We start from the raw sequence: 23,707 nt of genomic DNA on the forward strand, positions 1-23,707 counted from the left end.
TTTTTCACCTTTATGTTTCTTAACTAATTTATGTCTATTCTTATTTTGTAATTTAATAATCATACACTAATTCAAATGAAAATTTAAACTTAAGTGCTGTATGAAATGATTATTTAATAGTTTTCATATAAAAAAGTTTTTAAAATATTCTTTCGATTGTTTTTATTGTATGATGAGATTACTTATAATTTAAAAGGTAGGTTTTGCACATGAAAGCTATTCAATTAAATGAGCAAACGAGGGAATTATTTATTGGAGACTTTTTGACACCTTTGATCGGGGATGATGAATTACTTGTAAAAGTTCACGCGACTGCTATTAATAGAGCAGATATCCTTCAAAAACAAGGGAAATATCCAGTACCAAATGGTGCATCGCCTATTTTAGGTTTAGAAATGTCAGGAACAATTGAAAAAATAGGAAAAAACGTTACGAAATGGCAGGTTGGTGACCGTGTCTGTGGACTACTACCCGGGGGTGGATATGCAGAATATGTTTCAATCCCCTCCAGTTTAGCCATTCCAATTCCTTCAAATCTAAATTTTGAAGAAGCAGCTGCTATTCCGGAAGTATTTTTAACTGCGTATTTAAATTTATTTGAACTTGGACAATTAAAAGAAAATGAAACAGTTCTTATCCATGCTGGTGCCAGTGGAGTAGGTACAGCCGCTATACAACTTGTGAAAGAATTTGGCTCTTTTTCGATAATTACAGCAGGTAGTGAGGAAAAATTAAATGCTTGTTTAGATTTAGGAGCACATCAGGCAATAAACTATAAAAATAATGATTTTCAAGTGGAAGTCCAAAAACTAACAAATGGTAAAGGCGTAGATGTCATATTAGATTTCGTGGGTGCACCTTATTTTCATCAAAATCTTCAATCATTAAATGTAAATGGTAGACTCATTTTAATAGGAACGATGGGTGGAGTTAAAGTAGATGAGTTAAATTTATTACCACTTTTAATGAAAAGGATCTCGATTATAGGAAGTACTTTACGTTCTCAAACACTTCAGCAGAAAGTCCATCTTACGAATCAATTCAAAGAACATGTACTACCACTTTTTGAAAAAACAAACATAAAACCTGTTATTGATACCATTTTCAACTGGGATGAAGTGAATGAAGCGCATAAACGAATGGAAAATAATGAAAACATTGGTAAGATTGTTTTAAGAATAAACTAATTCTTCAAGAATAATGGGGGAAATCATGGTTTTACTCGGCTCAATTATTAACTCAATTGCAATTATTTTTGGATCCTTACTGGGATTATTTATTAAAAGAATTCCAGAACGAATGAAAAACTTAGTAACTCAATCAATTTCACTTGTAATTATCGTAATTGGTTTTACTTTGGCGATGAAATCCCATCAAATATTAATTGTTGTATTTAGCTTAGCTTTAGGGGCAGTTGTTGGTGAGTGGTTAGATATTGAAAGTAGATTAGACAAACTTGGTATGTTTATTGAGAGCAAGGTCAAATCAAAAAATGAAGGTTCGATTTCAAAAGGTTTTGTAACGTCAACTCTTCTTTTTTGTGTAGGTGCGATGGCAATTTTGGGAGCACTGGATAGTGGCTTACGTCATAATCATGAAATACTATATACAAAATCAATGATGGATGGATTTCTATCAATTATTTTAACATCAACACTAGGAATTGGAGTGATATTTTCAGCAATTCCAGTACTACTTTATCAAGGATTTATTGCGATTTTCGCATCCTTTGTTCCTAATTTAGTTAATCAACACTTGTTAAACGCTATTATTGCAGAGATTTCTGGTACTGGTGGAATTTTATTAATCGCACTAGGATTAAATTCTCTTGGACTAGTAAAAATTAAAATTGGAAATATGTTACCATCTATCTTTTTTGCACTTCTATTTGTATGTATCATCCAATCTATCTAAAAAATCCCCTTCTTAATGAAGGGGATTTTTTAGATTATTTTATTACTTTCACCATATGTTCCTCATCATAAAAAACACCCTCAACACATATTGCTCTTTTTTCTGTACCGAAACTCTCGAAGCCTACTGACTCATACAGCTTTCTTGCTGCTAGATTAGTGGAAATTACAGCTAATTCAACTTGAAGGATTTCATCAATTAAGATTCCTTGTTCAATTGCAGTATTAAGTATTTTTTTCCCTAATCCTTTCCCTCTACTACTTGGAGTAACATACATCCCCCAGATAGCTCCCTTATGCTTCATCTTTTCAGATCTCTTTTGAAAAAATCCAGCAACTCCAACAAGCGTTTCATTTTCAAATGCACCAATAATGAAGTTATCAAAGGTTTTAGGGAAATTATGTAAGTGTTCCTCGAATGACTTTTTAGTATACTCTACTAAACTCTCACCAAAAGCTTCTGGGGATAATTGTAATCCTTCACTCCTCAAACGAATAAATTCTGGTAAATCTTTACTAGTTAATTTTTTAATTTCCAACATAATCACTCCTTTTTAATAAGGAATTTCACCTTTAAAGATAGGAATAAGTAGAAGAATGATTGCTAATAAAAGTACTGCCCAAAAAGAATATCCCTTTATTCTTTTCTTTAATGACTCAGAATTCTTCCAAATTAGTAATCTAATAAATGTTTCAGTTACATAAATTAAATATGAAACACTGAACCAAATCACACTTGTATTCCCAATAAACGAAATTCCATTTAATTCATATACATTTCTTAGAATCGTTTGTGTAGCGAGCATTCCTATAAGAAACGCCATAAAAATTTCACTAATTGTCCAATAATCAATTTTAAATCGATCCATAAAAAAACCTAACCTTTCAACTCTCATCTATTATTAATAATATAACATATTATTCAGAAATTTTAGGATATTAATTTTACTTGTCAGAATCATTTTCCTTCGATCTTTTTGCTCGTATAATGCAAATTTTATTTAAAATGTGTTTTAATAAAAACCGTAGTCAATTTTTAACTGAGCACAAAATTGAAAAGGCGTTCTCCCGATTAAGGAAACGCCTTAAGATACTATTCTTCGATGTAAAACCTACTTGACGCTCTGTTTGTTATTCTTTAGAAATTTATTATATTTTGTAATCCTTTAACACTTCTTTCACATAACTAATAAAACTTTTAGAAGCTCCCCAATCAAACTTCCAGAACAAGCTTTCCGATGTTCCGCCAGCTATAGCTTTTATTTTCGTTTCACCTGACATATTGTCACATATAAGAGTTAATGTGGCACGATTGCTAACTCTAACAAAATACTTTTCAATTACTGTAATCGTAATCTCTTTATTATTCTCTAAAAGATATCTCTCAGAATGCAATATATCATTCACAAAGTCAGCTGATTCAATCAAACGTTGTACTTCAACAGGAGATAATCGAACTTTCCATCCATCCACCTGCTTACTTCCATTTTCTAAGCTTTGTTTCCAATTAAGCATTTTCCACCTCTTCTTTCTACACTTATAACGTATTGATTTTATTATAAAAGATTTTAGGTAACAATCGATCCTCCATTCACAAAAATAATTTGCCCCGATATGTATGAAGAATCTTCTGATGCTAGCATCACGTAAGCAGGCGCCAACTCAAAAGGCTGACCCGGACGCTTCAATGGCACCTCTGTTCCAAATGTAGTTACTTCTTCTGCTGTAAATGCCAAAGGGATTAACGGGGTCCAGGTTGGACCTGGTGCTACAGCGTTAACCCGAATGCCTTAATCAGCAAGTGATTGTGATAAAGAACGGGTAAATGAAACAATTGCTCCTTTGGAGGCAGTATAATCAATCATAAAACTCATGCCTGAAAAGGCTGTATCTGAGGTTGTATTAATAATAGAACTTCCTGCACGAAGATGTGGTAAAGCGGCCTTGGTCATATCGAAAAATGAAATTATATTCGTTTGGAACGTATTCATCAATTGCTCTCTTGTAATATCCATAATGCTTTTTTGATGAAACTGTACTCCGTGATTGTTCACTAAAATATCTAATTGACCATACGTTTTTAACGTGGTAGCGACTACGGAATAACAGTTTTCCTCAAGTCGTAAATCTCCTGCAATGGTCAAACATTGACGGCCAAGACTGTTAATGATCTGCTTTGTTTCGGCTGCATCTTGGTGTTCATCAAGATATGCGATTACAAGATCGGCACCCTCCTTAGCAAAAGCTATTGCGACAGCCCGTCCAATCCCACTATCCCCACCAGTAATAATTGCCACTTTATTTTTTAGCTTTCCGCTACCGATATAAGTAGGATTTTCTGATATAGGACGAGGGTTCATCAAATACTCAAAGCCTGGATGTCGATTTTGATGCTGTGGCGGAAAGACAACAGGCACATTCGTGCAATGCTGCTTCCAACCTAGATAAGGATACTTGTAATAAGTCAGCGTTTCTCTTCTCCTCTCAAGCTCATATCACAATTTATTCGATTTGATATAAAAAATGTCTTTTGAGAGTTGTAATTAAGCTTTAAATCGAAGATTGTTCAGTCGATAACACGATACTTTAAAAAATAGTTTAAAAACAAAAACCAGTCGTAGAAACAACTGGTCTTACTAAATCTAGATTTACAAATTGAGAGAATAGCTCGCTATTAGCCTAGAAACGGAATAACTGTATGTGATATTAAATTCCGATCGCGATAAGTTTGAGTTATCACATCACTTTTTGTACTTAAAATTCCATTTTGTAAAATGACAGATTTAAAGCCTCTTTCAATAGCTCCATTATATGTAAAGAGTACACAATGTTCCGCTGCAAAGCCGGCTATAATGACTAAATCAATACCATTGCTCTGTAAAATCTGCTCTAATTCTGTATTCCAAAATGCATTTGAATGCTCTTTTGTTATACAAATATCTTCTTTCTCCACTTTGATTTCTGGAATAAACGACAGTAATTCTGCGTCCATTTCGCTTGATCCTTCAACATCCTGAATATGTATAACAAAATTATTTTTTGAACGCATTAAGTCAGCGACATAGTTAATGTATTCACATGCTCCTTCAACATTTGGTACCTCTGTTTCATTTTGTAAAAATATTTTTTGCATGTCAATGATTAGAAATCCAATTTTCAATTAGATAACCTCCGATTTTTATAGTTTAAATGGCTATTTCCTAATATTTAAAAACAGCTACCATATACAATATATTCCATTCCAATGAAAGAAAACCTCTTACTATTTATAATTCTATTAATCTAAACTGCCAATTTATCCGTTTATCATGTCATTTGTTATTGCCCCAATTGAATGTTATATTGGTTTATTAGATCCTTAAAAGCAGGTCTTTCGTTACCGTCTCGGCCAACAACATGAGTTGCAGTTACTAATGAGTTCAATACAGCTTCTTCAGTAGCTTCCCCTATCGCTCTGAAAGCCAAATCTATATCCTCCTCATGAATCATTGGAACTGATATACAATGTGACGTTTTTCCATGGGGTATTTTTGTAGCTGTTGAAAAGCCTATTACCACCTCACCACTACCAGTTGTAATAATAGAACCTGTACGAGATAAGCCTGTTATCGTTCGTTTTAAAACTCGGTTTAGTTGTCTTTCCGATACAGGGAGATCCGTACCAACAATTATGATAATTGAACCTTTATCCTGTTCCTCTCGCGTCTGTAAGATAGCGTCTTTCAATTCTTGTCCGACAGCTTGTCCGTTCACCTTTAAATCACTCAAAATTCCAAAGTTAGATAATACTAAAACTCCCATCGTATAAGTGCCATGTTCCATTTTCATTAGTCTGGAAGATGTTCCAATACCACCTTTTAACGAATAACAAAGCATCCCAGTGCCTGCTCCGACAGTGCCTTCTTCAACTTTAGTCGATGTATTGTCTAATGCCTGAATCACATGCTCTTTCGTGATAAATCTCGCTCGAACATCATTTAAAAGCATGTCATTACATTCGCATACTACTGGATTAACTGTGCCAGTCGTACGTCCAATTTCCGGATTGTGACCTAGCATGTATTCAATTAATGCATCTGCAGCAGTTCCTATGCTTAAAGTATTTGTTAAAATAATTGGTGTTTCCAATGTACCCAGTTCGTTGATTTGTATTGTCCCCATAGACTTGCCAAATCCATTAATAATATGGCTTGAAGCGATTAGCTTTTCCTTAAAAAGATTACCTTGATGAGGTAATATAGCAGTGACACCTGTTTGTTTTTCATTATCACTAAGCGTTACATGACCAACACTTACACCATTAACATCAGTAATTGAATTAGTTTTACCAGTTTCTAAATTTCCTATTTTCACACCATAATCTCGTATTCTTTTTTGATTTGACATATGAAGTCCTCCATTATTCATTCAACTAGGTTTGAATTAGAATTAAAATGAGTCACCTACACTAAACCGGTTCAACTCATATCTATGAATAGTTCAATATATTAATACAACAATCCTTCCAAATTCATAAAAAATAGAGTTGCCGAAGCAACTCGTGATAAAAACCAGTTCGTTATTTGATTTTAATAATTTATATTTTTTACATTTAAACTAGTATTATAATAAAAGTCGTTTCATAATTTTCAAACTACATTTTAATAGATATTAACTTCAATTCGGTCATTTCTTGAATAGCATATTTAATTCCTTCTCGACCATATCCACTTTCTTTCACTCCACCATAAGGCATTAAATCAACGCGAAATGTTGGGACATCATTGACTAGAACGCCTCCTACATGCAATTTCTTTGTTGCGTAAAGTGCATTTTTTAAGTTTTCAGTATAAATACCTGCTTGCAAACCATATCGGCTATTATTTACTTCATTAATTGCATCATCTAAGTTTTGGAAAGAGTTGACGGTTACAACAGGTCCGAAGATCTCCTTACAAGAAACCTCACATGTATTACTTACATTCGCTAATATAGTTGGAGCATATATTTGATCGTTTATTATATTTCCACCTGTAATTAATTCAGAGCCTTCATTTATGGAATTTTTAACCCATTGATCGATTCTAATTACGTCTTTACTTGATATTAAAGCACTTATATCAGTTTCTATATCAAGTGGAGAACCAACTTTTAAGTTTTCAGTAGTTTCCTTCATTTGAGTTAGAAAATCGTTTAGCAAGGAATCATGAACAAATATTCTTTGTAATGAGATGCATACCTGGCCATTGTAAACGAATGAACCCCATACACATCGATTAATTAGTTCTTTAGTAAGTTGAACATCTTCATCAATGATTAAGGCAGAATTTGATCCTAATTCAAGAGTTACTTTCTTAAGACCAGCTTTACTTTTAAGTGAAATTCCTACTTCTGGACTTCCAGTAAAGGTTATAGCTTGAACATCAGGATGTGTAACGAGTGCATCCCCAATTTCTGAGCCTTTACCTGTAATTAAATTAAATGCACCTTTTGGTAAGTCCGTTTTATCAATCATTTCAGCTAAAGCAATTGCCGATAATGGCGTTTGGCTTGCAGGTTTTAATACAATTGTATTTCCTGCCGCAATAGCAGGACCGACTTTATGTGCTACTAGATTAAAAGGAAAATTAAAAGGTGTGATTGCACCAACTACACCAATTGGTTCACGAACAGTATATGTTACCCTGCTTTCACCGCCGACAACAGCATCTAAAGGGATTGTTTCTCCATAAATGCGTTTTGCTTCCTCAGAAGCAATTTTGTACGTTGCGATTGTACGATCAATCTCACCAAATGCAACCTTTAATGGTTTAGAAGCCTCTAATGCTAAAATTTCCGCTAACCGGATTCGATTTTCTTTAAATTGGTCAACCAATTGCTCTAATATAACACTGCGTTCATAAGCACTTAATTTTTCCATCTCAATGCTAGCATTTTTAGCCGAATTAATTGCATTTTCTAAATTTTCTCTAGTCGCTTGGGGAATTTCAGCAATTTTCTCATTTGAATGTGGTGCAAAAAGATCAACATAGGTTGAACCTTCAATCCAATTTCCATTTATATATAGTTTTTTTTTCATTTATTTCACCTCAGTTACAAGCTGACCTACTACTTGTTGTAATGATTCTTTTAAAATAGTAAGACCTTCATCTAATTCTTCATCTAACATATTGATTGGCGTTAAAAAGCGTAACACATTACTATGAACTCCTGCACTTAATATGATTAAGCCATTTTCATAACATTTTTTAGTAAGCGCAGCTACAAATTCTTTAGCAGGTTGATCAGTAGAAGGATTAATAAATTCGATTCCAACCATCGCACCTAGACCCCTTATATCATAAATGATTGGATAAACTAATTTTAACTCTTCAAAAAAATTCTTTATTTTATTACCGATAAATTGTGCACGTTTCCAAAGCTCTTCACTTTGAATTTTATTTATTACCTCTAAAGCAGCCACACATCCTAATGGACTACCACCATAAGTTCCGCCAATTTCTCCAGGTGAAGGTGCATCCATTACTTCCGCTCGACCCGTTACTGCACTAATTGGAACACCGGCAGCAATCGATTTTGACAATGTAATTAGATCGGGATCAATTTCAAAATAGGTGGATGCAAATAATTCACCAGTTCGGCCAAAACCGGTTTGAATTTCATCAGCTATAAAGATGATTCCATTCTTTTTACAAATATTGAAAATTTCTTGCACAAATCGTTTAGGTGGAACGATAAAGCCACCTTCACCTTGAACTGGTTCCATAATTACCGCTGCTATTTCTTCTGGAGATACTTCGGTTAATAAAAAGTCATTAAATTGATTAATACAAAATGAAATATATTCTTCTTCAGTCAATTCTTTAGGTCGATTAGAAACATATGGAAACTGTGCTTTATATGTAGCTGGTGCAAAAGGACCCATTTTATATTTATAAGGTTTCACTTTACTTGTAAGTGACATTCCTAATAATGTCCGTCCATGAAACCCTCTAGTAAATGAAACGATTCCAGATCGTCCTGTATATTTTCTAGCAATTTTCACAGCATTTTCAACAGCTTCTGCCCCACTATTTAGTAAAATTGTTTTTTTAGGAAACTTTCCAGGAGTAATTTCCGAAAGCTTCTGAGCTAAATCAATATATGGTTTATACATTCCAACATGAAAACAAGAATGAATTAATAAGTCCGCTTGTGATTTAATCGCTTGTACAACATTGTCAGGAGTATGACCGACATTCAATGTACCGATAGCCCCAGCAAAATCTAAAAATTTATTACCATCGACATCTTCCACAATCGAACCATGTGCTTTCTCTACAAAAACAGGCGTATTATTTCCAACACCATAAGGAACAAATTGATTTCGTAATGCAAGTAACTGTGTCCCTTTAGGACCAGGTACACCGGCTGAAACATTCGTAAGTTTACGATTGATGGTCACTTTAAACTCTCCCTTCAAACTAAATCAAAACAACAACCATTTATTCTTCATTAAAAATCATAGCTTCATTCTAATATACTCAAATTTCATCTTTTCAGAATGAATTTTTATCGTCATTAACACGATAAAATGATGAATGAAATAAAAGTTTTTTACGTAAACTTTCATTCTTGTAAACATGAAAATTTCAAAATTTCCAGTTCGAAATAATTGTTTTCACTTACATTCTCAGTAGTCTCATACATGCAACTTATCATTTTCATAATCATTATAAACAATAATTTTCTAATAAGTACCAAACAAAAAGACTTCCAAAAATGGAAGTCTTACTGTACTTATCTATAGTACTCATCAAACACTATCATTACATTTTTTGAAATCGACAACCTCTTTACAATGAAGTTCCTTTTATTCAAACAACTTAGATTAAATCATTAAAATTTCACGAATATCTTCTTCTGTAAGTATGGTCGTTGATTTTGAATTTGAATCAATTATTTCATCGATTAGTTCTTTCTTTTTAAGTTGAAGCTCATTCATTTTTTCTTCAATCGTGCCTCGAGAAACTAGTTTAATGACTTCAACGATATTTGTCTGTCCAAAACGATGTGCTCGGTCAGCAGCCTGACTTTCAACAGCAGGATTCCACCAAATATCATAAAGAATTACAGTATTTGCGCCTGTTAGATTAAGCCCAACTCCACCTGCTTTCATTGAAATTAGAAATAAATTGCGCTCTCCTTCATTAAATCGATTACAAAGCTCAACACGTTCTTCTGAAGGTGTCTTTCCGTCAAGATAGAAAAATGGGACACCTTGATTAGCTAACTCTTTTCCAATTATCTCTAGCATTTTTGTAAACTGAGAAAAAATCAAAACTCTTCGATTAGATAATTTTGCTTCCTCAATGATCTGTAGCAATTGTTCGAATTTCGCTGAACTGCCTTTATAACCTTCTATAAATAAGGCTGGATGACAACAAATTTGTCTTAATCTTGTCAAACCTGCTAGGATTTTTATGCGATTTTTTCCGAGTGTAAATTTATCATTTGCTAAATGCTTTAATGTATCATGTTGTAATTTGGCCAAATAAGCAGCATACAATTTCTTTTGTTCAGGTAACAATTCTACCGATTCCATTGATTCAATTTTTTCTGGTAGCTCTGAAAGTACATCTTCTTTCATTCTTCTTAATAAGAATGGTTTAACTCTTCGGGCGATCGTTTTTCTAGTTAGATTACTGTATTCTTTCAACCCCTGGAATAACTCAGGAAAGACAACATGATAAATTGACCATAATTCCTCTAATGAGTTTTCAACTGGAGTACCTGTAAGCGCAAAACGAAAATCTGCTTGAACTTTTTTTACCACTCTTGCAGTTTGAGTAGTTGGATTTTTAAAAGCTTGTGCTTCATCAAAAAATACGGTGTGAAACGTTTGTTTTTCATACCATTTAATATCATTACGTAATAAAGGATAGGATGTAATAATGACATCGATTTCTGATAAATCGCTTTGTAAATCTGCTCTTTCAGTTGCATTACCATCAATGACAATAGCTTGAATATCCGGAGCAAACTTTAGTATTTCATTTGACCAGTTATATGTTAAGGATGAAGGACAAACAATAAGTACCGGTAACTTTTGTTGACGAATGGTTGGGATGATAGATTGAATATACGTAATACTTTGCAATGTTTTACCCAATCCCATATCATCTGCTAAAATTCCTCCGAAACCATATTTAGTTAATGCTTTCATCCATCTGTATCCGTGTTTTTGATAATCCCTTAAGATTGAATTTAAATGGTTCGGAATATCGATTTCAAAATCATTTGGATTATTTATACTATCAATAAATTGGCGGAACGAATTCTCAATTTCGAATGTACTTGATTCATCATAAGAATCTAGTAATTGTAAACCTCTAATAATCGGTACATTAAACTCACTTTCAAGGTCTATATCTTGAACTGGTGCTGCATTTAAAAAACGTCTAATTTCTTCAGACTCTCTTTTTTCTAATGAAAAAAGCGTACCATTTCGTAATCGATAATATTTCCTTTTTTCTTTAATAGCTAATAAAATTTCTTTTATTTGTTTTTCAGGTATACCATCCATTTCAAACTTGAATTCCAGCCAATTTGTACGTTCTTTCTTTAATTTCACTCTAATCTTCGGAAATGTATTTTCTCTAAAAATTCGATTTCTAACTGCTGTTGTCGCATGAATTTGTACGATTTTCTCAAGTTTTGGTACGATATTATGTAAAAATTCGTATTCTAGCTCTTCGTTGTGTAAATAATATCCGCCCTCAGTTTTAGAAAAAGAACTCTGTTCCATTAGTCTTAAAATTTCATTCTCTTTCAATTCATCTCTTATCACTTTAGATGTATTTAAATGATCGCGTTCATCAAGTGGATTAATCACAATATGTTCGTAATGAAAATCCAAACCGGCTAATAATCTATTTTTCACTCTGTCCAAGTACAATTTTGCAACTAAAGAAGTTTTCGTGAATTGGTTAGAAAATGCGTCTGACATATTAACAGTGCCTATTTTTTTTAATTGAGGAATCACACTGCTCATAAAAAAATCAATTTGTTCAGATTGAATTGAAATTTGATCAGTACCAGAATCATGTAAAAGTTTTTTAATCTCAATCAATCGACTGAAATCCTCCTGTTTCAGAGGATATAGCTTCCCCTCATATAAGGTCTGAGAATATGATTTCAATAATATAAATTCATTCATCCCAGCTACTTTAAGTTGAAAAGTTCTTCGATTTATTCTGTCAAACTCAAAAAGTAATGGAAGTGAATTATTTGAAAGTTTAATACCTTCATATTCAACTCCATTTGCATTTAAATTTACAAATGGTATTTTTGTTAGAATCTTTAAAAGCTTAGTCCAATAAGATGGCGGAATGATAAATAATTGATCACTTACATTCCAATCAATACTTTCTTGAAATGAGTTGATATACATTTTTTCATCTTCCATAATCTTAATAAGAACCTGGAAAACATTGTCTGACTCTTTTTGAAAACAGTGAATAGTTGGATCAAACGTAAATGAATTTGTTAGTTTAATTTTTTTTCCCTCTTTAAGTTGATTTAAAAATTCTCTAACATTGCTTAATGAGTGTGATTCAAATTTCAATTCAATCCCACATACATACTCTTCATTACTTTTTGCGATTACTTTACAATTAAATTCAAACTGTACGATTTCTCGATTTTCAAAGTACATTTGTTCACTACTCGAACGAATCGATGCACCATTAAATAGTTTTACTACATCATCCGTCAGATCATTATGTATAAATGAATCCATTAATTCGTTTTTTGTGTCTACCGTTGTTACTGCCACTCGCTTTTGTTCAACTATCGAAATTAGAACGGCAGCAATATGTTGGCAATCTCTTTGAAAAGAAACTAATGAAGGACAACTACATTTAGCAATAAACCCTCCATCAGCATCACTATTTACTGTTACTTTAAACTCTTCCAATCCAATGACTTTTGCCACGCAACAATCTGGACCATAGCTTTCAAACTTTACTTTCTTTGCACGATAAAAAGAGTCTCCCCTTTTGAAGGAGACAGTACCGCACATTTCTTTAATGATTTTATGATTTATTTTTATATCCAATTAATTTATCTCCTTCCGATACTATTTTCACTACTATTCTATCTTAATAATAGCCGAAACACATATTTTTAGTTTAATCTTTATAAAAAAAGAAGCCAAATAATAGGCTCCTCGACTTTACAATATATTATTTTTGTTCAACAATTCCATGTCTAAAAGCATAAATTACTGCTTGAGTCCGATCGACAACTTCTAGTTTTGTAAGAATATTACTGACATGTGTTTTTACTGTTTTTAATGAAACAAATAAATCATCTGCTATTTCTTGATTTGATTTACCTTCAGTCATTAAATGAAGAACTTCTTGTTCACGAGCTGTTAAATCATCATGTAGTTCACGTTGTACATTTTTTCTCATTCGATCCATCATTTTCCCTGTTACAACAGGTTCAAGAACAGATCCACCTTTATGAGTTGTACGAATTGCATTAGCAATATCACTTGCTCTTGAAGTTTTTAGCATATAACTTTTTGCACCAGCATCAATCGCTGGATAGACATTTTCATCATCTATAAAACTTGTCACAATGATAATTTTTGCCTCTGGCCATCTAGCGATAATTTGCTTAGTCGCTTCAATTCCATCCATTACTTCCATTACTAAATCCATTAAAACAATATCAGGTCGCGTATTTAATACTAAATCAATTCCTTCTTTTCCATTACTAGCCTGACCAACAACTTCAATGTCTGGTTGAGTACTCAAATATGTAGAAACACCCATTCGTACCATTTCATGGTCATCAACTAAAACTACTTTAATCATTTTTTGCACCTCTATTCAATTACTGGAACTTTTACTTCAATTTGAGTTCCCCGATTTGGAATACTTACAATTTTTGCAGTTCCTCCAATTTCAGAAGAACGTTCACTGATTGATTGAATCCCGTAAGAACCTGTTTTCCGTTTTTCAATATCAAATCCAATACCATCATCTATCATTCGAACTAATACAAAATCTTCAATTTTTCGAATACGTATTTCAAACGTTTTTGCATTTGCATGTCTTAATGTGTTAGATAAAACTTCTTGTATGATTCTAAATAAATGATCCTCAACACCTTTTGAGAGTGTAATATCTTCAATTTTCCATTTTAATTGGAGTGCTTGACGATTTGTTAAATCAGCCAGAAGTTTTTCTACACCCTCTTTTAAACTCTTTCCTTCTAATTGAACAGGTCTTAAATGAAGTAAAAGTGCACGCATTTCGGATTGAGCATTAACTGCCATCTTTTCGATATACTGGAGTTGTTCTTTAAATGAAGTGTCGCCTAATTCATTTATTGCTGAAATCATCATAGATATTGCAAATAGTTGCTGACTAACAGAATCGTGTAATTCACGTGCAAGTCTATGTCTTTCCTTTGTTACTACATCTTCAATCGTTTGCGATTCAATCAGTTTTTTCTCATCAACTAATTTTTGAACAGTCTTTCGTGAATCTTCAATTTGTTTAGAAATTTTTATAAGATTATGTTCAATATCATTATCAATAAATCGAATTGCATTGTTTGTTTCTTTATGAAATGTTCCATTTTCAGCTTTAATCATGCCATTTAATAATGCTTTTTCATTATGTCGTATCGTATTTAATACAGCAGTACTAAATACAATTGAAATAATGATGATTGCAATAAAAATAATTAGTATTAATGAGAAATTACCTAATTTGAAAATTAATAATTTATCAAATAACGTATCATCTATAAAATAATACACGATACTACAAATCAAAATACTTGAAGTGAAGGCTGCAAGACAGATTGATAAAAAGATTCCCTTATCTATTTTCATCTGTTTGTCACCTCGATATTTCCAACTGCTAATGAAGTAACTATTTTTAACTTTCTTGTAGCTTCCTTATAATCATTTGTAGTGAATTTACAATTTTTATTTAATCCTTTTATTTCATTCTTTAGAATATTAATTTTTCCAAATAAAGTTGCATGATGGATCGAAATTTCTAAATCATATGGAACATACAAAGTTATATTTCCAATGATGCCATTTAAAACAAGAACAGTCTCACCTTCCGGAATAAATGACTCGGATAAATCAATGACAATATCACCAATCCCAAAATAGTAGTCAACGTCATCTAATTCAATTCCATCATTTTTCAATCGAACATTTGAGAAGAAACGATTTGAAATTAATGTGCTTGTTTCAAAGACACCGCTACTCGTTTTCTCTTGAATATTTGGAATAATAACACGTTCATTAAATTTAGAATTTATATAAATTGAATAACCAATATAGATTACAATAAATGCTATAACAGCTAAAATTGATTTAAGTTGAAATACATTACTAATAAATAAAATGATTCCACCATAAAATGCAATATTTGCGGAAGTTGAAGGGTAAACTTTACGTTTTTTTGCTCCATATTGAATTAAATAAGCTCCGACCCCTGCTGCAATGATTGCAAATGGATTCAAAAACAAGTCAAATAATAGTCCAATTCCCGCAATAATAAAAATTATTCCGATTAATTCATTGCTAGATAATCGTCTAAGACGCTTCATTTCGCTCTCCTCTATTCACTTAACATACTCGTTAATAGCTTCTGAAAGCCTTTTTATTAACTATTCTACTATGTAGTTTATCTATTTTTTAATAAATGTTTAACAAACTTAAGTATTGTTTTATCTCAGCCTAAAGACCGAGATATAAGTAAGATTAACAATTTACCATCTTAATTATAGGTTTTTTTCGTAATCTTTGTTGTCAGATCCTAGTTGATTTCCACTCCAGGATGCTTGCTTTCCGTGGGGCGAGAACTGAGCCTCCTCGGGGCAAGCTCCAGCGGGGTCTCACTTGTCTCGCTACTCCCACAGGAGTCAAGCACCTTCCGTTACAATCAACTTCTTTTCATTCTTAAAGAAAATTTTAAACACAACTAAATTGCGTGAGTCTTACCTGTCCGACAACTCCCAAAGGAGTCTAGTACTTTCAGCTCCAATCAACTACTTTAGTGTAAGCTTAAAAAAACCTTTAAAAACTGCAATCTAATTAGAGAAATGCCAAATAATAATCAAATGAAAAAGAAGAGTAAAAATACTCTTCTTTTATTTATAAGATTTCGTATTCATCATCTTATGCATTTTCTTCCACTTATCTCTTTCAAGTCTTGCAAGTGAGGCATCTTGTTTTCGTTCAGCATAAGCAAGTTCTCTCATTAATTTGCGATAACTTGTTAATCGTTGAAGATCTAATTCTCCATTTTCAATTGCCTCATTAACTGCACACCCAGGTTCTCTGTCATGCGTACAATCGGTAAATTTACATATTTTAGCTAACTCATCAATATCTGAGAAAGTTGAATTAATATGCTCTTCTCCACTCCATAGTTGAAGTTCACGCATTCCTGGTGTATCAATTACCATTCCGCCTGTTGGTAAGAAAAATAATTCACGATGTGTAGTCGTATGTTTACCGCGATCATCACCTTCACGAACGTCTTGCGTTACTTGTTTCGTCTCCCCAAGTAAAGCATTTAATAATGTTGATTTCCCAACACCTGATGAACCCAATAACGACACTGTTTTACCTTCAGTTACGATATTTTTAACGTCTTCGATCCCTTCACCATTTGTACTATTAACAGTAAAAATTGGTACACCGAATGCAATTTCTTCAACTTCAGCAATTTTAGTAGATAAATCATTACACAAGTCTTTTTTCGTTAAAACAATAATTGGATTTGCCCCACTATCATATGCAACTAACAGATATCGTTCTAATCTTCTAATATTAAAGTCATTATTTAGTGCCATTACTAAAAATACAAAATCAATATTAGCTGCTACTACTTGTTCCTCTACTTTATCTCCAGCAGATTGTCTTGAAAATTGACTAATTCTAGGAAGCACCTTTTGAATAATTGCTTTATTTTCATTTTTTAAAGGCTCAATAACAACCCAATCACCGACTGATGGATAATCGCTTTTTACTAAAGCCTGGAATTGAAATTTGCCAGAAACTTCACCTGTATATTCATTTTCACCATCATGTAATTTATAAATTTGTCTTTGCTCAGAAATTACACGAGCTACAAATGTGGATTGTGCTTTTTCTCCGAACGCTTCTTTCCAACCTAATTGTTCTAAATTCATTCATGTCCTCCTGGTTTTGAGGACAATAATGAAGTTTTACTCCATTTCTTGTCCCCTTAAATTTACTTTCTTCTGAATTAAATTAATTAACTTTCCCATTATTCATCACTCCGTTTCATATTTAGTACATTTAGTATATCCAAAATTTAGAAAAACGTCCATATGAATTGATTGAATATTAAAATAGAACTATTATCTTCGGACCATTCTACAAATTTCGACAATTAGCAACTTTCACTTTTATTACATTTCGTTAATGTTAGATAACAAAATACAAAAATAGCTTGAAATATTTCAAAAACTCTTTATTATTTAAATATAGGTCTTTTAGATTACTGTCATCTTTACCATGTGTATTAGATAAGTCTTTTAAATACTCTTTTTAGTAGGAAAAATCAGTATTGCAAGACTTGTCTGACAATATAAAAAACTTTACAGAACTAATCTATTTTGTGTTATACTGCAATAGCATTATTTATCCATTTATTTTCAAATCCCACTTTTAGGATCTAGGAGAAATGGAGCTGTTGAAATAAAGTTAAATCTTTTTTTAACTTAAATTGTCGAAATTTGTTGAATTCGAATTATTTTTTACACTAAATTGACAGAATAGTACATGAATTTACGACAATAAATATTCAAACAGAAAACTACACAGAATAGCATTAAGAGGGAGGAATTAGCATGAGCGTAGCAACACAAAACGTATCATCAAATGAGCAAAATCAAAAATCGAAACACCCACCTGGCCTTTACTTACTTTTTGCAACAGAGGCTTGGGAGCGCTTTAGTTATTATGGAATGCGTGCACTTTTAGTTCTTTACTTGACAACATCAGTAGTTCAAGGTGGTCTTGGATTTAAAGATGCTTGGGCACTACAACTTTATGGATTATTTACTGGATTAGTATATTTCACTCCAATTATTGGTGGTTGGATTACAGATAATTTCCTTGCTAAGCGTACTGCAATTACTCTTGGTGGTATAATAATGGCTGTTGGTAATATCGCATTATTTGGTTTTCATTCTTCAACTGGATTATACCTTGGCTTAATTTTAATGATTATCGGTAATGGTTTCTTCAAGCCAAACATTTCAACAATTGTTGGTGAACTTTATGAAGGAGATGACCCACGTCGTGATGGCGCATTCACAATCTTCTACATGGGTATCAACTTAGGAGCATTCTTTGCTCCACTTGTTACTGGTTATTTAGCACAAACTTTATTTATGTCTAAAAATGCTGCTGGTGATGATTTATTTGGTTACCGTTATGGTTTCTTAGCAGCTGCGATCGGTATGATTATTGGTCAAATTATCTTCAACTTATTAGCATCAAAATATCTTGGTGATTTAGGTACTAAACCTAATGCTAAAGTTATGAAAGAGGGCAACAGCGCTTCAGTTAAGGATATTCCTCTTACTAAAAAAGAAAAACAACGTACTACTGTTATCTTTATCTTAGCTGCATTCGTTGTATTTTTCTGGGCTGGATTTGAACAAGCTGGTTCTTCATTAACACTTTATACTGAACGTTTCTTAGATTTAAAAGTCGGAAGCTTCAATGTACCATCAGCATGGTTCCAATCTGTTAACCCATTATTCATTATGCTTTTCGCTCCAGTTCTTTCTTTAATCTGGATTAAAATGGCAAGAAATGGTAAAAACATTAGCGTTCCTGCGAAAATGGCAATGGGTCTTATCCTTTTAGGTATTGGTTTCGCATTCACAATTATGGCAGTTATGAAAACAGGTTCTGATCCAAATCATATTACTGTAAAAGCAAACATGATGTTCATGGTTATGACATATTTCTTCCATACAATTGCTGAATTAGTACTTTCACCAGTTGGTTTATCAGCAGTATCTCGTTATGCACCAGTTAAACTTGCTTCATTATTAATGGGTGTATGGTTATCATCAAGTTTCATTGCAAACTTAGTTGGTGGTCAATTAGCTGCATTTACAACTACTCTTGGTATGTTACAAGTATTCTTAGTAGTAGGTGGAGCAGCAATCGTTGCAGGTTTAATCTTACTTGCTTTATCACCAAAACTTGCAAGAATGTTAGACTAATTAAAATAAAAAGCACTCGATTCATTCGAGTGCTTTTTTTATTTATATTCCTGTGCTTCCAAAACCGCTCATTCTCTCATCTCCAGCGATATCATCGTCAGCTAATAGAAACTTTTGAAATACAGCTTGGCCAATTCGTTCACCCTTTTGAATGATAACCGGCTCTTTTGTTACATTAAGTAGTTGCATCATGATATGACCATCATTTGATGGATTACTATAGTAATCCGAATCAATAACACCTACACCGTTACCTTTTACTAAACCTTTTTTTAATGGTGTTGATGAGCGTACAAATAAAGCTAAAAACTCATCTCTTTGCATATAAGCTTTTACACCTGTTGCAACAAGTTTAATTTCATTTGGATTAATTATTGTCTCTTCAATACACTCAATATCGTATCCTGCTGCATGGGTTGTAGATCTTTTTGGAAGATTTACACCAAATTCTTCAAATCCCTTAGCTACTTCAAAACCACGTATTTTCTCCAAATTTTTCACCCTTTTCCATTTATTCCATAACTAGTTTAACATAGATCATGATCGAGTATTACTTAAATAATGGTTTAAATAGAAATGCGATAATTTAAAGAACGATAAATTTAATCTCCAACTTTAAATCCTTCAAACAGTTTTCCACCAAATGGTTTTAAGATGGAATCGATCAAATTAATCACTTCTTTTTTGTCTCCAGATTCATAAAAGATATGAAAAGCTGAGAATATTTCATCAGTTAACACTCGATCAAATTCGGCTAATTCTCGATATATCCATTTAGAAGATCCAATCCAGCAGTTATTCGTTCGTAATATGAATTCAGCTAATCGCTCAAGTAATGTGTTAGCAATACAAATTAATTCGTACTTATTAGTAGATCCTATGAAATCCTCAAAAACATCAGACAAAAAATAATGCTTTGATGCTACTGTTTGTTCATCCCATTTATCTGGTCCAGATTTTAATAGTTGTTTTGCCTCTATTATAATGTTTTCGAGTATAGGATGATTTTTTAGGGTTATGCCTTCTGCAATCATTCTTATAATTGATGGCCTCGCTCTTTTAATATCACTTTCGAAAAATGATTTATAAGATATATGATCATAAACAAATACTTCAATTTTCCAGTCGAATTTTATTAGCGATTCTCGATAAGCATTTGGACGATTTTCTATAATAATCAAATCTAAATCGGATGTTTCTGTATAATCACCTCTAATAACACTTCCACTCAATATTGCTCCTAGACATGATGGAAATTCTGATTCGATAAATTTAATTGCCGCTTCACGTGGGGCCATTTTCATTACATTTCACCTCGTATTTACTAACTGGTTCAATTACATCGTTAGGTCGATTGTCTTTTATAAATCATAAGGACTGTTTCAAGTAATAAAATGAATCCTTTTATTAGAAAATACACCAAAATAACAATTAGTGCTTCTTGTATTACACTTAACCCAATCGTACCAGAGAAACCATTACTGTCAGATAAAAATCCTATTTTTATAATCAAAAGGCTATTTTCGTATATATCGTTGCTTTTTCAGTATGTGTATGTTGATTTCCACTCCAGAATGCTCGCTTGCCGTGGGGCGTGAGCTGAGCCTCCTCGTCGCAACCGCTCCTTGCGTGAGTCTCAGCTTTCCCGCATATCCCACAGGAGTCGAGCACCCTTCCGTTCCAATCAACTACTGTCTAAAAATTTACAGTTCCTACAAGAAACTCTCAAAAAAAGTTTAAATTAAAAATATGATATTTCCAAATTTAACTTGTCTTTATATATTCTCAGTAAATATGTAAAACACCTCTTGTTTTATTGTCATGGAAACAAAAAAGAATGTGTGATCTCACTTCTCACACATTCTATAAATGTTTTATTTTGCCAAATAGTAATCCTGTGTATTATATTGTTCGAACCCACAATCGGTATATAATTTTTTGGCATTTCTGTTTTCTAAAGCAACTTCTAGATGAATTTCATTCCCTTGTTTACTTTCTTGTTCAATAATCTGAAGTAAAGTATTCTTCCCGTATCCTTTGCCTTGATATTTAGGGAAAATTGCAAATCCGTAAATCCAGCTTTCATTGTTTTCTCTTTGGATACTAAGTTTTCCAATAATTTCGTTATTTACTTCAATTAAATATAGGATTCGATTTGGTTCATTTAAAATTCTGGAATTATACTTTTCAGCGTCCTTTGTTTCAAAACCAAAACATTCCACATCCAATTTCGTTACAATTGAAAAATCAGCAGGTGTTGCTTTTGTAAACTGTACGACTTGCTCAAATTTAGGTAATTCCTTGTTTCTACACACCATTTGATATTCAGAAAAAGAAAGATCACAATTTTGACTTTTTAAAAATTCTTTTGCACTTTGCGAAACCTCAGGTGCATTAAGTAGAATTGTACTTCCCTTCGGAATAATCTCCATTGCTTTGTTTAATAAATTTGTGAAAATCCCATTCCTTCTAAAAGTAGGATGGACCATCCCACATAACTCTACTTTTTCACCAATAAAATAAATGCCGATAAAGCCAACAAGCTGATTATCTTCATAATGAAATAAGTCCTCTGTTGTATCACCTGTACGGTTTCTTAGCATATCCCAATTTAATTTTAAACTTAATCCCTCATGGCTCTCACAAGTTTCTTGTAACTCTTTAATTTGCAATAATTGATTTTCAGATAACAACTGCTTCACCTTCTATAATTAGTTTGGCCTAGCCCAATTAAATATAGTTCAACAAAAAAAGCATTGTTCCTTCTTTTTGGAAAATGCTTGAATTGGCAATCATTATTTAACACTACTTATTTCTTTTACTAGTATTTTAAGTGCATCACCTTGATTGGTACCTTCCATGGAGGCAATAAATTCCTCCCGGCTATTTTGGACTCTTTCAAGTTCAGTTAGTACAGAGTCAGAAGTTAACTCTTCCTCTTCTAACATAAATCCATAACCCTTCTCGACAAAAGCATGTGCATTAAGTATTTGATCTCCACGACTTTGATTTTTAGTTAAAGGAATAATGAGCATGGGGATCTTCAATGCTAAAAATTCAAAAATTGCATTTGATCCACCTCTTGTAATGACCACATTTGTTGCTGCTAATACGTCTGGTAATTCATCATGGATATATTCAAATTGCTTATATCCAATTTGATTTTCAAAGTTAGGGTCCAAATTATCTTTCCCACATATATGGACTATTTGATATGTTTTTGTAAGGCTATTGAGACTTTCTCTTACAGTTTCATTTATTTTTTTTGCACCTAAACTTCCACCCATTATAGTTAAAATTGGCTTAAAATGATTAAATTGAAGAAAATGAAGTCCTTTCGTAGCAGATCCATTTAATAGTTCTTTTCTTATCGGGGATCCAATGACAGTTGTTCTATTTGATGGAAAATATCGTTTTGCTTCTTCAAAGGATGTAAAAATCTTTGTAGCAAATCTTTGAGAAATTTTATTAGCTAAACCAGGTGTCATATCACTCTCATGTATAAAAATTGGAATCTTTAACGTACTTGCGGCAATTATTACTGGCACCGAAACAAAACCACCTTTGGAAAAAACTAAATTTGGTTTAAGTTTTTTTAAAATTGCTCTAGCCCCAATACATCCTTTTAAAACTCTAAACATATCAACAATATTTTCCTTATCAATATATCTTCTTAACTTACCACTCGATATACCATAGTAAGGTATCTTTAAATTCGTAACTAACTCCTTTTCAATACCTTTTTTCGAACCAATATATTTGATATCCCATTCATTCGGATCAAGCTCATTCATTATGGCAATATTTGGTGTAACATGCCCTGCAGAGCCACCACCAGTAAAAACGATTGTTTTTCTAGACATAAAATCCCCTAACTTCTAATTGATTGTTTCATTAATTGGACAGGAATTAAAATACTTTTACAAAACCTATGCTATTATCCTCATAGCCTAATCTTTTATAAAAATCATGTGCTGCCTCTCTTTCCTTCCTTTTTCCACTTGTTAAACCAATCCCATAAGCACCTTGTTCACGTGCCCAGTTTTCTGCTACGTTCATTAATTGTTTTCCAATTCCTAATTTCCGATAATCCTCCTCAACAACAAACGCAACAATTCGGACACTTACGTCATTCCGTTCATAAAAGTATCCCTTACGTAAACCCACCATACCAACTACTTTATCTTCAACTTCAGCAACTAATGTAAAATAATCTTCATCTTTGTCTATTTTTCTAAAGCGATATTCCATTTCTTCAGTGGTAGTAGAGTAACCTAATTGCCTCATTAATTTCGCCAATTCAGCTACATCATTTTCATTAGCCTGCCTAATTTCCATACTCACCCTCAATTCATATTTAATATTAAGTTCTATTCTTAATTTTATGAATGAGACTAGCTTCAACATGTCTAATTAATAAAATGGTTTATTCCAGGTCCTATTCTAATCCAGTTGAAACTAACCAAAAATTCCAGTTTTATAAACAACTTTCCAGTTGAAAACTTGTATATAAAACTCAACTG

Annotated in this window: 21 protein-coding genes and 1 pseudogene; 3 read left to right on the forward strand and 19 right to left on the reverse strand. The window is 32.6% G+C overall.

Annotation, left to right across the window (positions count from 1 at the left end):
* Positions 1-209: 209 nt before the first annotated feature.
* Together B7R65_RS01435 and B7R65_RS01440 are read left to right on the forward strand one after the other, a co-directional pair.
* Positions 210-1,187: an NAD(P)H-quinone oxidoreductase gene (locus B7R65_RS01435; RefSeq protein ID WP_088040968.1), complete on the forward strand. Its 978-nt coding sequence runs from the start codon at positions 210-212 to the stop codon at positions 1,185-1,187.
* A gap of 25 nt (positions 1,188-1,212) precedes the next feature.
* Positions 1,213-1,914, forward strand: a complete 702-nt coding sequence (locus B7R65_RS01440) for a DUF554 domain-containing protein (protein ID WP_088040969.1) — start codon at positions 1,213-1,215, stop codon at positions 1,912-1,914.
* 34 nt (positions 1,915-1,948) lie between these two features.
* On the opposite strand, the gene B7R65_RS01445 is transcribed toward B7R65_RS01440, so the two are convergent.
* From B7R65_RS01445 to rsgA, 13 genes and pseudogenes are all read right to left on the reverse strand, one after another.
* Positions 1,949-2,452, reverse strand: coding sequence for a GNAT family N-acetyltransferase (locus B7R65_RS01445; protein ID WP_179194730.1), 504 nt, complete (start codon positions 2,450-2,452; stop codon positions 1,949-1,951).
* Between the two features lie 15 nt (positions 2,453-2,467).
* Positions 2,468-2,782 (reverse strand): hypothetical protein, encoded by a 315-nt coding sequence (locus tag B7R65_RS01450; protein ID WP_088040971.1) that lies wholly within the window; start codon positions 2,780-2,782, stop codon positions 2,468-2,470.
* 280 nt (positions 2,783-3,062) lie between these two features.
* Entirely contained in the window at positions 3,063-3,428 is a 366-nt protein-coding gene (locus B7R65_RS01455) for a DUF6054 family protein (protein ID WP_088040972.1), read from the reverse strand.
* Positions 3,429-3,481: 53 nt separating this feature from the next.
* Positions 3,482-4,381: pseudogene (locus B7R65_RS01460) on the reverse strand (SDR family oxidoreductase).
* A gap of 206 nt (positions 4,382-4,587) precedes the next feature.
* On the reverse strand, positions 4,588-5,073 hold the full coding sequence (locus tag B7R65_RS01465; RefSeq protein WP_088040973.1) for a cysteine hydrolase family protein: 486 nt from the start codon (positions 5,071-5,073) through the stop codon (positions 4,588-4,590).
* Positions 5,074-5,231: 158 nt separating this feature from the next.
* The gene (locus B7R65_RS01470; RefSeq protein WP_088040974.1) at positions 5,232-6,299 is read right to left on the reverse strand and encodes a DmpA family aminopeptidase; all 1,068 of its coding nucleotides are present in this window, start codon (positions 6,297-6,299) and stop codon (positions 5,232-5,234) included.
* A gap of 247 nt (positions 6,300-6,546) precedes the next feature.
* The gene (locus B7R65_RS01475; protein WP_088040975.1) at positions 6,547-7,971 is read right to left on the reverse strand and encodes an aldehyde dehydrogenase family protein; all 1,425 of its coding nucleotides are present in this window, start codon (positions 7,969-7,971) and stop codon (positions 6,547-6,549) included.
* Positions 7,972-9,336: a 4-aminobutyrate--2-oxoglutarate transaminase gene (gene gabT, locus B7R65_RS01480; protein WP_088040976.1), complete on the reverse strand. Its 1,365-nt coding sequence runs from the start codon at positions 9,334-9,336 to the stop codon at positions 7,972-7,974.
* A gap of 426 nt (positions 9,337-9,762) precedes the next feature.
* The gene (locus B7R65_RS01485; RefSeq protein ID WP_088040977.1) at positions 9,763-12,990 is read right to left on the reverse strand and encodes a DEAD/DEAH box helicase; all 3,228 of its coding nucleotides are present in this window, start codon (positions 12,988-12,990) and stop codon (positions 9,763-9,765) included.
* A 127-nt stretch (positions 12,991-13,117) separates the two neighbouring features.
* Complete coding sequence (locus tag B7R65_RS01490) at positions 13,118-13,756, reverse strand: response regulator transcription factor (RefSeq protein ID WP_088040978.1); 639 nt, start codon at positions 13,754-13,756, stop codon at positions 13,118-13,120.
* An 11-nt stretch (positions 13,757-13,767) separates the two neighbouring features.
* Entirely contained in the window at positions 13,768-14,784 is a 1,017-nt protein-coding gene (locus B7R65_RS01495) for a sensor histidine kinase (protein ID WP_088040979.1), read from the reverse strand.
* Complete coding sequence (liaF, locus tag B7R65_RS01500; protein WP_088040980.1) at positions 14,781-15,518, reverse strand: cell wall-active antibiotics response protein LiaF; 738 nt, start codon at positions 15,516-15,518, stop codon at positions 14,781-14,783. The genes B7R65_RS01495 and liaF overlap by 4 nt, the downstream gene beginning before the upstream one ends.
* 543 nt (positions 15,519-16,061) lie before the next feature.
* The gene (rsgA, locus tag B7R65_RS01505; protein ID WP_088040981.1) at positions 16,062-17,108 is read right to left on the reverse strand and encodes a ribosome small subunit-dependent GTPase A; all 1,047 of its coding nucleotides are present in this window, start codon (positions 17,106-17,108) and stop codon (positions 16,062-16,064) included.
* Positions 17,109-17,792: 684 nt separating this feature from the next.
* On the opposite strand from rsgA, the gene B7R65_RS01510 reads away from it, so the two are divergent.
* Positions 17,793-19,184 (forward strand): peptide MFS transporter, encoded by a 1,392-nt coding sequence (locus B7R65_RS01510; protein ID WP_088040982.1) that lies wholly within the window; start codon positions 17,793-17,795, stop codon positions 19,182-19,184.
* 42 nt (positions 19,185-19,226) lie between these two features.
* On the opposite strand, the gene B7R65_RS01515 is transcribed toward B7R65_RS01510, so the two are convergent.
* The 6 genes from B7R65_RS01515 to B7R65_RS01535 all read right to left on the reverse strand — a co-directional run bounded on the left by B7R65_RS01515 (position 19,227) and on the right by B7R65_RS01535 (position 23,522).
* On the reverse strand, positions 19,227-19,685 hold the full coding sequence (locus B7R65_RS01515; protein ID WP_218780380.1) for a dCTP deaminase domain-containing protein: 459 nt from the start codon (positions 19,683-19,685) through the stop codon (positions 19,227-19,229).
* 101 nt (positions 19,686-19,786) lie between these two features.
* Positions 19,787-20,488, reverse strand: a complete 702-nt coding sequence (locus B7R65_RS01520; RefSeq protein ID WP_088040984.1) for a nucleotidyltransferase domain-containing protein — start codon at positions 20,486-20,488, stop codon at positions 19,787-19,789.
* Between the two features lie 41 nt (positions 20,489-20,529).
* On the reverse strand, positions 20,530-20,697 hold the full coding sequence (locus tag B7R65_RS21475; RefSeq protein WP_218780381.1) for a hypothetical protein: 168 nt from the start codon (positions 20,695-20,697) through the stop codon (positions 20,530-20,532).
* Between the two features lie 361 nt (positions 20,698-21,058).
* Positions 21,059-21,877 (reverse strand): GNAT family N-acetyltransferase, encoded by an 819-nt coding sequence (locus B7R65_RS01525; protein WP_088040985.1) that lies wholly within the window; start codon positions 21,875-21,877, stop codon positions 21,059-21,061.
* Positions 21,878-21,979: 102 nt separating this feature from the next.
* Positions 21,980-23,047 carry an undecaprenyldiphospho-muramoylpentapeptide beta-N-acetylglucosaminyltransferase gene (locus tag B7R65_RS01530; protein ID WP_088040986.1) on the reverse strand — a complete coding sequence of 356 codons (1,068 nt, stop codon included), beginning with the start codon at positions 23,045-23,047 and terminating at the stop codon, positions 21,980-21,982.
* A gap of 46 nt (positions 23,048-23,093) precedes the next feature.
* Complete coding sequence (locus B7R65_RS01535; protein ID WP_088040987.1) at positions 23,094-23,522, reverse strand: GNAT family N-acetyltransferase; 429 nt, start codon at positions 23,520-23,522, stop codon at positions 23,094-23,096.
* Positions 23,523-23,707: the final 185 nt, after the last annotated feature.

The organism is Bacillus sp. EAC (assembly GCF_002156875.1).
In the GTDB taxonomy this organism is placed as follows: Bacteria; Bacillota; Bacilli; order Bacillales; family Bacillaceae_G; genus Gottfriedia.